At 71.6% G+C, this 10,875-nt stretch carries 9 protein-coding genes; all 9 read left to right on the forward strand.

Annotation, left to right across the window (positions count from 1 at the left end; translation table 11 throughout):
* Nucleotides 1-33 precede the first annotated feature (33 nt).
* The 9 genes from KM842_RS15720 to tyrS all read left to right on the forward strand — a co-directional run bounded on the left by KM842_RS15720 (nt 34) and on the right by tyrS (nt 10,454).
* Nucleotides 34-1,131 carry an N-acetyl-gamma-glutamyl-phosphate reductase gene (locus KM842_RS15720; protein WP_216259811.1) on the forward strand — a complete coding sequence of 366 codons (1,098 nt, stop codon included), beginning with the start codon at nt 34-36 and terminating at the stop codon, nt 1,129-1,131.
* A complete protein-coding gene (gene argJ, locus KM842_RS15725) occupies nt 1,128-2,336 on the forward strand; it encodes a bifunctional glutamate N-acetyltransferase/amino-acid acetyltransferase ArgJ (protein ID WP_253206163.1) in 1,209 nt (402 codons plus the stop codon). The genes KM842_RS15720 and argJ overlap by 4 nt, the downstream gene beginning before the upstream one ends.
* Complete coding sequence (argB, locus tag KM842_RS15730) at nt 2,336-3,397, forward strand: acetylglutamate kinase (RefSeq protein ID WP_253206164.1); 1,062 nt, start codon at nt 2,336-2,338, stop codon at nt 3,395-3,397. Before argJ ends, argB begins: the two co-directional genes overlap by 1 nt.
* Complete coding sequence (locus tag KM842_RS15735) at nt 3,394-4,620, forward strand: acetylornithine transaminase (protein WP_216259812.1); 1,227 nt, start codon at nt 3,394-3,396, stop codon at nt 4,618-4,620. The genes argB and KM842_RS15735 overlap by 4 nt, the downstream gene beginning before the upstream one ends.
* Entirely contained in the window at nt 4,617-5,594 is a 978-nt protein-coding gene (argF, locus tag KM842_RS15740; protein ID WP_216259813.1) for an ornithine carbamoyltransferase, read from the forward strand. The genes KM842_RS15735 and argF overlap by 4 nt, the downstream gene beginning before the upstream one ends.
* A gap of 27 nt (nt 5,595-5,621) precedes the next feature.
* On the forward strand, nt 5,622-6,818 hold the full coding sequence (locus tag KM842_RS15745) for an argininosuccinate synthase (protein WP_216259814.1): 1,197 nt from the start codon (nt 5,622-5,624) through the stop codon (nt 6,816-6,818).
* Nucleotides 6,819-6,947: 129 nt separating this feature from the next.
* Entirely contained in the window at nt 6,948-8,417 is a 1,470-nt protein-coding gene (gene argH / locus KM842_RS15750; RefSeq protein ID WP_216259815.1) for an argininosuccinate lyase, read from the forward strand.
* A gap of 12 nt (nt 8,418-8,429) precedes the next feature.
* Nucleotides 8,430-9,092: a DNA-3-methyladenine glycosylase gene (locus KM842_RS15755; RefSeq protein WP_216259816.1), complete on the forward strand. Its 663-nt coding sequence runs from the start codon at nt 8,430-8,432 to the stop codon at nt 9,090-9,092.
* A 48-nt stretch (nt 9,093-9,140) separates the two neighbouring features.
* The gene (gene tyrS, locus KM842_RS15760) at nt 9,141-10,454 is read left to right on the forward strand and encodes a tyrosine--tRNA ligase (RefSeq protein ID WP_216259817.1); all 1,314 of its coding nucleotides are present in this window, start codon (nt 9,141-9,143) and stop codon (nt 10,452-10,454) included.
* The last annotated feature ends 421 nt before the right edge of the window (nt 10,455-10,875 follow it).

The raw sequence follows: 10,875 nt of genomic DNA on the forward strand, positions 1-10,875 counted from the left end.
CCTCGACGAACAGTCCGACCAAAGGTGGAACCCATGTCCGTATCCGTCGCCGTCGCTGGTGCCAGCGGCTACGCGGGTGGCGAGTTGCTGCGCATCCTCTCCGCTCACCCCGAGTTCGAGGTGCGGACGGTGACCGCGTTCTCGAACGCCGGGAAGCCGCTCGTCGCGACGCAGCCGCACCTGCGGTCGCTCGCGCACCTCACCCTTTCCGCGACGACCGCCGAGGTCCTCCGCGGCCACGACGTGGTGTTCCTCGCCCTGCCGCACGGCCAGTCCGGAGCGATCACGGCGGAGCTCGACGACGACACGCTCGTCGTCGACTGCGGCGCCGACCACCGGCTGACCGACGAGAGCGCCTGGGCGGCGTTCTACGGCGGCGAGTACCACGGCGCCTGGACCTACGGGCTGCCCGAGCTCCTGCACGCACCGCCCGCGCCGGGTGCGGCCGAGGAGTGGCGGGACGTCGACGACATCGTCGCGCAGGGTCGGCAGCGCACGGAGCTGGCGAGCACGAAGCGGATCGCCGTCCCCGGGTGCAACGTCACCGCGGTCACCCTCGGCATCCAGCCCGGTGTCCAGGCCGGACTGGTCGAGTCGGACGACATCGTCGCCGTGCTGAGCGTCGGGCCCAGCGGAGCCGGCAAGAAGCTCGAGACCACCTACCTGGCGTCCGAGATCATGGGGTCGGCCAGTGCCTACGCGGTCGGCGGGAAGCACCGGCACGTGCCGGAGATCCAGCAGAACCTCCGCGTCGCCGGTGCCGCCGACGTCAAGGTCTCGTTCACGCCGGTGCTCGTGCCGATGTCCCGCGGCATCCTCGCGACCACGACCGCGCGCCTGGCGCCGGGGGTCACCGCCCACGACGTCCGGCTGGCGTGGGAGCAGGCGTACGCCGACGAACCCTTCGTGCACCTGCTGCCCGAGGGGGTCTTCCCCCGCGTGGCCGACACGATCGGCGCGAACACCGCACTCGTCGGCATCGCGGTCGACGAGGCCGCCGGCCGTGTCGTCGCGGTGACCGCACTCGACAACCTCGCCAAGGGCACCGGCGGTGCGGCGGTTCAGTCCGCGAACATCGCACTCGGCTTCCCCGAGACCCTCGGCCTCAGCGTGGACGGAGTCGCCCCGTGACCGACCAGGACCAGGCACCCCACCAGGACACCGCCACCGACGGGCTGCAGGGCGTCACCGCCGCTGCGGGCTTCCGCGCCGCCGGCGTCACCGCCGGCCTGAAGACCAGCGGCAAGCCGGACGTCGCCCTCGTCGTCAACGACGGGCCCGCCGACGCGGTCGCCGCCGTCTTCACGTCGAACCGTGCGCAGGCGCACCCCGTCATCTGGTCGCGCCAGGCCGTGGGTGACGGCGTCGCCCGTGCGGTCGTCCTCAACTCGGGAGGCGCGAACTGCTTCACGGGCCCGTTCGGCTTCCAGACGACCCACATGACCGCCGAGGCGGTCGGCGACGCCCTCGGCATCGGCGCCGCCGACGTCCTCGTCTGCTCGACCGGCCTCATCGGGGTCGGCGACCAGACCTTCCGCGACGGCGTCCTCCGCGGCGTGACGCTCGCCGCCGACGCCCTCGCATCCGACGGTGGCCCGGCCGCGGCGACCGCGATCATGACCACCGACACGAAGCCGAAGCAGTCCGTGGTGACGGTCGACGGCTGGACGCTCGGCGGGATGGCCAAGGGCGCGGGCATGCTCGCCCCGGGGCTCGCGACGATGCTCGTGGTGATCACGACCGATGCGGTGCTGCCCTCGGCCGATCTCGACCGGGCACTCCGCGCGGCGACCCGCGTGACCTTCGACCGCGTCGACTCGGACGGCTGCATGTCGACGAACGACACCGTCGTGCTCATGTCGTCCGGCGCCTCGGGGGTGACGCCCGACGCCGAGGTGTTCCAGCAGGCGCTGACGGACGTGTGCGCCGACCTCGCCCGACAGCTCCAGCAGGACGCCGAGGGCGCCGCGCACGACATCACGATCGAGGTGACCGGTGCGGTCAGCGAGGACGAGGCGGTGACGGTCGGCCGCAGCGTCGCCCGCAACAACCTGTTCAAGGCGGCGGTCTTCGGGAACGACCCGAACTGGGGCCGGGTGCTCGCGGCGATCGGGACGACCGACGCCGAGTTCGACCCGTACGCGGTCGACGTCTCGATGAACGGTGTCCGGGTGTGCCACGCCGGTGCGCCCGACCGGCCGAGCGACGAGGTCGACCTCACCCCGCGGGACACGCTCGTGCGCATCGACCTCGGGGTCGGCACGGCCGCGGCGACGATCCTGACGAACGACCTGACACACGACTACGTCCACGAGAACAGCGCGTACTCCAGCTGATGAGCCACGCGGACCTCTCGAAGGAAGAAGAGCACGAGCTCGCGACCGTCAAGGCCGCGACCCTCATCGAGTCCCTGCCGTGGCTGAAGCGGTTCTCGGGCAAGATCGTCGTCGTCAAGTTCGGCGGCAACGCGATGGTGAACGACGACCTCAAGCGTGCGTTCGCCGAGGACATGGTCTACCTCCGGTACGCCGGCCTGCACCCGGTCGTGGTGCACGGCGGCGGCCCGCAGATCTCGGCCGCCCTCAAGGAACAGGGCATCCAGTCCGAGTTCCGCGGCGGCTACCGCGTCACGACGACCGAGGCGATCACGGTCGTCCGCGACGTCCTGGCCGGCGAGGTGAACCGCGAGATCGTCGACCTCATCGACGAGCACGGCGAAGGCCTCGGTGTCGGGGTGTTCGGCGACGGCGGTTCCCTGTTCACGGGCGAGAAGAAGGGCGTCGTCGTGGACGGCGAGCACTTCGACCTCGGCCACGTCGGGGACATCACCCACGTCGACCCGTCCGGCGTCCTCGCGGCGATCCGCGCCGACCGCATCCCGGTCGTCTCGAGCATCGCGATCGACGACGCCCACCCGGACCAGGCGCTCAACGTGAACGCCGACGCCGCTGCGGCCGCGCTCGCGATCGCGCTGAACGCCTCCAAGCTCATGATGCTGACCGACGTCCCGGGGCTGTACCGCAACTGGCCGGACCGCGACTCGATCATCGACCTCATCGCGGTCGAGGAGCTCCGGCAGCTGCTGCCCTCGCTCGAGTCGGGCATGATCCCGAAGATGACCGCGTGCCTCGACGCCGTGGTCGGCGGGGTCGGCGGCGCGACGATCATCGACGGCCGCATCCCGCACTCGATCCTGCTCGAGGTGTTCACGCTCCGCGGCGCGGGCACCGAGGTGATCCCGGACCCGAGCCGCCGGACCGAGAACCAGAACACCCACGCCGAGATCGGCCGACGCGCCGCCGTGCACGCACCGGGCAGCGGACACCACGTCGCCCGCGACGGCGACGACACCGACCAGACGACCCCGCACGACGACGAGAAGGGCACAGCACGGTGAGCACCGAGACGCAGACCGAGACCTGGAACGACCGGTTCGGGGCGTCGCTCATGCGATCCCTGATCCCGCCGAAGATCATGCTCGAGCGCGGCGAGGGCTGCCGGGTCTGGGACGTCGACGGCAACGAGTACCTCGACTTCCTCGCCGGCATCGCGGTGAACTCCCTCGGACACGCCCACCCGGCGCTCGTCGAGGCGATCGCCGACCAGGCCGCCAAGCTCGTGCACGTCTCGAACTACTTCGCGACGCCGCCGCAGCTCGAGCTCGCCGAACGGCTCAAGCGCATCTCCGGTGCGGGCGACGCGGGCCGCGTGTACTTCGGCAACTCCGGCGCCGAGGCCAACGAGGCCGCGTTCAAGCTGGCCCGCCTGAACCGCGGCGCGAACGGCGAGAAGACCCGCATCATCGCGCTCCAGCAGGCGTTCCACGGCCGGACGATGGGGGCGCTCGCGCTCACCGGCAAGCCCGCGCTGCAGCAGGACTTCCTGCCGATGATCCCCGGTGTCGAGCACGTCGAGACCTCGATCGAGGCGCTCGAGCGGTCGATCGACGGCACCGTCGCGGCGCTCGTCCTCGAGCCGATCAAGGGTGAGGCCGGCGTCGTCGACCTGCCCGAGGGCTTCCTGCAGGCCGCCCGACGCCTCACCGAGGAGCACGGCGCCCTGCTGATCCTCGACGAGATCCAGACCGGCATCGGCCGGACGGGTGCGTGGTTCGCCTTCCAGAACACCGGGGTCGTACCGGACGCCATCACCGTCGCCAAGGGCATCGCCGGCGGCTTCCCGATCGGCGCGCTCGTCACCTTCGGGTGGGCGTCCGACCTGTTCTCCGCCGGGCAGCACGGGTCGACCTTCGGCGGCAACCCGCTCGGCACCCGCGTCGCGAACGCGGTGCTCGAGGAGATCGAGCGCGCCGACCTCGTCGCCGGTGCCGTCGTCAAGGGCGAGCGGATCCGCGCGGGCATCACGGCCCTCGGGTCGGAGCTCGTCGAGGAGGTGCGCGGGAGCGGCCTGCTCGTCGGCGTCGGTCTCCGTCGCCCGGTCGCTGCGGCCGTCGCGGCCGCCGCCCTCGAACGCGGCCTCATCATCAACGCACCGAACGAGTCGAGCCTGCGCATCGCGCCGCCGCTCATCGTGTCCGATGCCGAGATCGACGCCTTCCTGTCGATCCTCGCCCAGAGCATGGCGGCCGTCCAGGGCGCCGACCAGGAGACCTCCGCATGACCCGCCACTTCCTCCGGGACGACGACCTGACCCAGGCCGAGCAGTCGGCGATCCTCGACCTCGCCGTCGAGATGAAGCGCGACCGCTGGGGTGCCAAGCCGCTCGCAGGTCCGCAGAGCGTCGCCGTGATCTTCGACAAGTCGTCCACCCGCACCCGGGTGTCCTTCCACGTCGGCATCAGCGACCTCGGCGGCAGCCCGCTCATCATCTCGACCGCCAACAGCCAGCTCGGCGGCAAGGAGACCCCGACCGACACCGCCCGCGTGCTCGAGCGGATGGTGTCGGCGATCGTCTGGCGGACCTACGCCCAGTCCGGGCTCGAGGAGATGGCGGCGAGCACGACGGTCCCCGTCGTGAACGCGCTGTCCGACGACTTCCACCCGTGCCAGCTCCTCGCCGACCTGCTCACCATCCGTGAGCACCGCGGTGCCCTGGCCGGGCAGACCGTCGCCTTCGTCGGTGACGGCGCGAGCAACATGGCGCAGTCGTACCTGCTCGCGTGTGCCACGGCGGGCATGCACGTCCGCGTCGCCTCGCCGGTCGAGTTCGCACCGGCACCGCAGGTCGTGACCGACGCCGAACACCGCGCTGCCGAGACCGGCGGATCGGTGCTCGTCGTGACGGACCCGGTGGCCGCGGTCGCCGGTGCCGACGTCGTCGTGACCGACACCTGGGTCTCGATGGGCAAGGAGGACGAGAAGCAGCAGCGGCTCGCGACCTTCGCCGGCTACCGCGTCGACGACGAGCTCCTCGCGCACGCCGCGGACGACGCCGTGTTCATGCACTGCCTCCCCGCCGACCGCGGCTACGAGGTCACCGCCGAGGTCATCGACGGACCGCGCAGCATCATCTGGGACGAGGCGGAGAACCGCCTGCACGCCCAGAAGGCCCTGCTCGCCTGGCTCCTCGCCGCCAACGCCCCGACCGCCGCAGACGGGGCGACCGCCGCTGACGTGGCGACCCCCGGCAACTGACAACCACCACCACACAGGAGAGAACCCATGGCAGACCGCGTCGTACTCGCGTACTCAGGAGGGCTCGACACCTCCGTCGGGATCGGCTGGCTCAAGGACGCCACCGGGAAAGAGGTCGTCGCCCTCGCGGTGGACGTCGGCCAGGGCGGCGAGGACATGGACGCCATCCGCCAGCGAGCGCTGGACTGCGGCGCGGTGGAGTCCGTCGTCATCGACGCGAAGGACGAGTTCGCGGACGACTACCTCGTGCCGGCCCTCAAGGCGAACGCGCTCTACCAGAAGCGCTACCCGCTCGTGTCCGCGCTGAGCCGACCGCTCATCGCGAAGCACCTCGCCGTGACGGCGAAGCAGCTCGGCGCCGACAGCGTCGCGCACGGCTGCACCGGCAAGGGCAACGACCAGGTGCGCTTCGAGGCCGCGGTCGCCGCGATCGCCCCGGACCTGACGAGCGTCGCCCCGGTCCGTGACCTCGCGCTGACCCGCGACAAGGCGATCGTCTACGCCCAGGAGCACGACCTGCCGATCCTGCAGAGCAAGAAGTCGCCGTACTCGATCGACCAGAACGTCTGGGGTCGCGCGGTGGAGACCGGGTTCCTCGAGGACCCGTGGAACGCCCCGATCGAGGACCTGTACGCCTACACGCAGGACCCCGCGGTGCCGCGTGACGCCGACGAGGTCGTCATCACCTTCGAGCAGGGCGTCCCGGTCGCGATCGACGGCCAGCGCTTCAGCGTCCTGCGCATCGTGCAGGAGCTCAACGCCCTCGCCGGCAAGCACGGCGTCGGCCGCATCGACGTCGTCGAGGACCGCCTGGTCGGCATCAAGTCGCGCGAGGTCTACGAGGCCCCGGCCGCGATGGCGCTCATCGCCGCGCACGAGGAGCTCGAGAGCCTGACCCTCGAGCGCGACGTGAACCGCTACAAGCGCGGTGTCGAGTCCGAGTGGGCCGACCTGGTCTACGACGGCCTGTGGTTCGGCGGGCTCAAGCGCAGCCTCGACGCCTTCATCGACTCCACGCAGGAGTACGTGTCGGGCGACATCCGCCTGCAGCTGCAGGGCGGCCGCGCGACGGTCACGGGCCGGAAGTCGGAGCAGAGCCTCTACGACTTCGACCTCGCCACCTACGACACCGGCGACATGTTCGACCAGTCGCTGTCGAAGGGCTTCATCGAGCTCTGGTCGCTCCCGAGCAAGATCTCCGCCCGCCGCGACCTGGCGAACTGACCCCTCCGGGACGGCGGGACCACCCGGTCCCGCCGTCCCGACCGGCCGGGAGGCGCGGCACGCGCCCGTCCCGCCGCCGCCGGCCCGGCAGACGCGCACCACATCGACCCACGACGACGCAGGACCCTCATGACGGACGCCCCCCGAGCCTCCCGGCCGGACGAAGCCAGCACCAAGACCGACGCGACGAACACGGGTGCCCTGTGGGGTGCCCGCTTCGCCGACGGGCCGAGCGCCGAGCTCGCCGCCCTGTCGCGGTCGACGCACTTCGACTGGCAGCTCGCCCCGTACGACATCGCGGGGTCCCGCGCGCACGCCCGGGCCCTGCAGACCGCCGGTTACCTGACGGCCGACGAACTCGAGCGGATGCGCGCCGGGCTGGACCGTCTCGAGGCGTCGTTCCTCGACGGCGTCTTGCAGCCCGCCGACTCCGACGAGGACGTGCACGGCGCCCTCGAGCGCCTGCTCATCGCCGACGTCGGGCCGGAACTCGGCGGCAAGCTCCGCGCCGGACGGAGTCGCAACGACCAGATCGCGACGCTCGGCCGCATGCACATGCTCGACCACGGCCGGCGGATCGGCCGGATGGTGATCGACCTCGTCGACGCGATCAGCCAGCAGGCGTCCGAGCACGAGGGCGCGATCATGCCGGGCCGCACCCATCTGCAGCACGCGCAGCCGGTCCTGCTCGCGCACCACCTGCTCGCCCACGCCTGGCCCCTCGTGCGGGACCTGGAACGACTCCGCGACTGGGCGGCCCGCGCCGGTGTCAGCCCGTACGGGGCCGGTGCCCTGGCCGGGAGCTCGCTCGGACTCGACCCGACCGCGATCGCCCACGAACTCGGCTTCGACCGGCCGGCGGACAACTCGATCGACGCGACCGCCGCCCGGGACGCCGTCGCGGAGTTCGCCTTCGTCCTCGCGCAGATCGGGATCGACGTCTCGCGCCTGGCCGAGGAGGTGATCCTCTGGAACACGAAGGAGTTCGGCTTCGTCCGGCTCCACGACGCGTTCTCCACCGGGTCGAGCATCATGCCGCAGAAGAAGAACCCGGACATCGCCGAGCTCGCCCGCGGCAAGTCCGGTCGGCTGATCGGCAACCTGACCGGGCTCCTCGCGACGCTCAAGGGCCTGCCCCTCGCGTACAACCGCGACCTGCAGGAGGACAAGGAGCCGGTCTTCGACTCGGTCGCGACGCTCGAGGTCCTGCTGCCGGCCTTCACGGGCATGATCGCGACGCTGACCTTCGACACCGACCGGATGGCCGAGCTCGCACCCCAGGGCTTCTCGCTCGCGACCGACGTGGCCGAGTGGCTCGTCCGCCAGGGCGTGCCCTTCCGTGACGCGCACGAGGTGTCCGGCGCGCTGGTCCGGTACTGCGAGGAGCGCGGCATCGACCTGGACGACCCGACCGACGACGAGTACGCCGCCGTCTCCGCGCACCTCACGCCGGAGGTTCGCGCCGTCCTCACGATCGAGGGCAGCGTCGCCTCCCGCCGTGGCGTGGGCGGCACCGCGCCGGAGCGCGTCGCCGAGCAGCTCGCCGCGCTGACGCGGTCCGTCCGCGAGATCGCGGCCGGGGCGCCCTTCACCCGCTGACGGGGCGGCGACGTGACGGAGGCGCTGCTCGCCCTGCTGCGTGAGCCGGCCCCGGTGTCGGCGCCGGGCCTCCTCGGCGCGACCCTCGCCGGCAAGGGCGTCACCCTGCGCATCACCGAGGTGGAGGCGTACGCCGGCTCGGTCGACCCGGGGTCCCACGGACACCGGGGGATGACCGAGCGCAACCGGCACCTGTTCGGCGCGCCCGGCACCCTGTACGCGTACCGGTCGTACGGCATCCACACCTGCGTGAACGTGGTCAGCGGCCCGGTCGGCCGGTCGTCGGGGTCGCTGCTCCGCGGTGCCGAGGTGGTGTCGGGCATCGACACCGCCCGGACCCGTCGCGGGCCCGCGGTCGCCGACGTCGCCCTGGCCCGTGGACCGGGCAACCTCGGCGTCGCGCTCGGCGCGGTCCTCGGGACCGACGACGGCACGTCGGTGCTCGACGGGTCAGGCCCGTACACGCTCACCTTGGCGCCCGGGGTGGAGGCTCGACTCGCCACCGCCGCGCCGGCGGACGTGGTCGACGCCCTCCTGGCGAGCGGCCGGATCGCGCGCGGTCCCCGGACCGGTGTCGGGGGCGTTGCCGGTGGTGCCGCGTTCCCGTGGCGGTTCTGGCTCGCCGGTGACCCGACCGTGTCGACGTACCGGCGGCACAAGAACGCCGTCGACTGAGGGGCGCCGTCGACTGAGGGGCGCCGAGCGCGCCGGTACGATGACGGGGTGTCCAGTGATACCGAACCCGATGTCCTGACGCGTCAGCAGAACGACCCCACCTTCGCCTCGGTGTGGGACGAACTGCGCTGGCGTGGTCTGGTGCACGTCTCGACCGACGAGACCGCACTGCGAGAGGCCCTCGACGCTGGCCCGGTGACGTACTACTGCGGCTTCGACCCGACCGCACCCTCCCTGCACTGCGGCAACCTGCTCCAGCTGCTCACCATGCGCCGGCTGCAGCTGGCGGGCCACAAGCCCCTCGCGCTCGTCGGCGGGTCGACCGGCCTGATCGGCGACCCGCGCCCCACGGCCGAACGCACGTTGAACACCCGCGAGACCGTCGTCGAGTGGGTGGGCCGCCTGCAGGGCCAGGTCTCCCGGTTCCTCAGCGCGGACGGGGACAACGGGGTCCGCCTCGTCAACAACCTCGACTGGACGGCACCGCTGTCGGCGATCGACTTCCTGCGCGACATCGGCAAGTACTTCCGCGTCGGGTCGATGCTCAAGAAGGACGCGGTGGCGGCACGCCTCAACTCCGACGCCGGCATCAGCTACACGGAGTTCAGCTACCAGATCCTGCAGGGGCTCGACTTCCGCGAGCTCCACCGGCAGTACGGCTGCACGCTGCAGACCGGTGGCTCCGACCAGTGGGGCAACCTGACCTCGGGCACGGAGCTCATCCGTCGGACCGAGGGCGTGTCCGTGCACGCGATGGGCACGCCGCTCATCACGAACTCGGACGGCACGAAGTTCGGCAAGAGCGAGGGCAACGCGATCTGGCTCGACGCGTCGATGACCTCGCCGTACGCCTTCTACCAGTTCTGGCTCAACACGGCGGACGCCGACGTGATCGCGCGGCTGCGTGAGTTCACCTTCCTGTCCCGGGCCGAGGTGGAACGCCTCGAGCGGGCGGTCGCCGACGAGCCCTTCCGCCGGGAGGCGCAGCGCACCCTGGCGTTCGCGGTCACCTCCCTGGTCCACGGCGTCGCCGCGACCCAGTCCGTGATCGACGCGTCGGCAGCCCTGTTCGGCAACGGCGACCTGGCCGCGCTCGATCCGGAGACCCTGCGGTCGGCGATCACCGAGCTCCCCGGGTCGGTGTCCGTCGAGGGGAGTGCGGACCTCGCCCGAGCCCTCGTCGAGACCGAGTTGGTGAAGTCCCTCGGTGAGGCGCGGCGCGCGATCACCCAGGGCGGCGTGTACGTGAACAACGAGCGTGCGGACGACGCGGCCGCGTCCCTGTCGTCGGTCGCCCTGCCCGCCGGGGTGGTCGTGCTCCGTCGTGGGAAGAAGACCCTGGCCGGCGTGACGGTGGTCTGACCCGACCCCTGGCCGTCCGACCCGACGCCCGGTCCCCGTGGGGGCCGGGCGTCCGTCGTCCCCGGGGTCGCCCGTCTCCGGGTGTCACCCGACCCCGGGGTCGCCCGTGTCCGGGTGTCGGCGGTGGTGTTGCATGGTGCGACACGCCCGGGATGTGGGCTGGCTTGGTGGTGTCGGTGGGGCGTGCGTAAAGTAATCCCTCGTCACCCCAAAGGTGCGGCGGAGCGGCTGGTGCGAAGAGCCCAGAGCCTGTCGGCCTCAAGCGGGACCATCCTCCACTGGAGTTCGGATCTGGCCTTGTGCTGGTTCGCTTCGACGCTTAGGATGACTACTCCACCGGTTCTCTCCTTCGGGATGAGCCACTGGATCTGACTGCACTGTTGTGTGTTGGCGGGTTCGACGATAATCGGTGGGTCGAGAA

The sequence above is a fragment of the Curtobacterium sp. L6-1 genome, from assembly GCF_018885305.1.
GTDB lineage: Bacteria > Actinomycetota > Actinomycetes > Actinomycetales > Microbacteriaceae > Curtobacterium > Curtobacterium aetherium.